Origin of the sequence: Andreesenia angusta (assembly GCF_001855385.1) — a bacterium.
Taxonomy (GTDB): Bacteria; Bacillota; Clostridia; order Tissierellales; family Gottschalkiaceae; genus Andreesenia; species Andreesenia angusta.
The window spans coordinates 1-531 of record NZ_MKIE01000038.1 but is presented as its reverse complement, the minus strand read 5'-3'; the positions used below and the strand labels follow the sequence as shown (position 1 = coordinate 531).

Here is a 531-nt window from a genome sequence, read left to right as displayed (position 1 = left end):
CAACCCCGCAGAAGTTGCCCTCTGCGGTTTGGGCTCTTTCCCTTTCGCTCGCCGCTACTCAGAAAATCGATTTTTCTTTCTCTTCCTCGGGGTACTTAGATGTTTCAGTTCCCCCGGTCTACCTCCACATAGCTATGTATTCACTATGCAGTACCTGCGGTTTACCACAGGTGGGTTTCCCCATTCGGATATCTCCGGATCAAAGCCTATTTGCGGCTCCCCGAAGCTTTTCGCAGCTTATCGCGTCCTTCATCGGCTCCTAGTGCCAAGGCATTCACCATATGCCCTTACTAACTTGACCAATTACGATCAATTAAAATCTTGGAATTTTCATTCCGGTTTAATTGTTCTTGTTTTATATATTCACTGTGTAGTTTTCAAGGTACAGACATTCCAAGAGTTACATGAACTCTCAAAACTGAACAGTAAAAAGCGTTTCTCCTTAGAAAGGAGGTGATCCAGCCGCACCTTCCGATACGGCTACCTTGTTACGACTTCACCCCAATCATCAATCCCACCTTCGGCAGCTGC

Annotated in this window: 2 rRNA genes; both read right to left on the bottom strand. The window is 46.5% G+C overall.

What is annotated here, in order from left to right:
• Nucleotides 1-301: ribosomal RNA gene (locus EUAN_RS12120) — 23S ribosomal RNA — on the bottom strand; the annotation flags it as partial.
• A gap of 145 nt (nt 302-446) precedes the next feature.
• Nucleotides 447-531, bottom strand: a 16S ribosomal RNA gene (locus tag EUAN_RS12115); the annotation flags it as partial.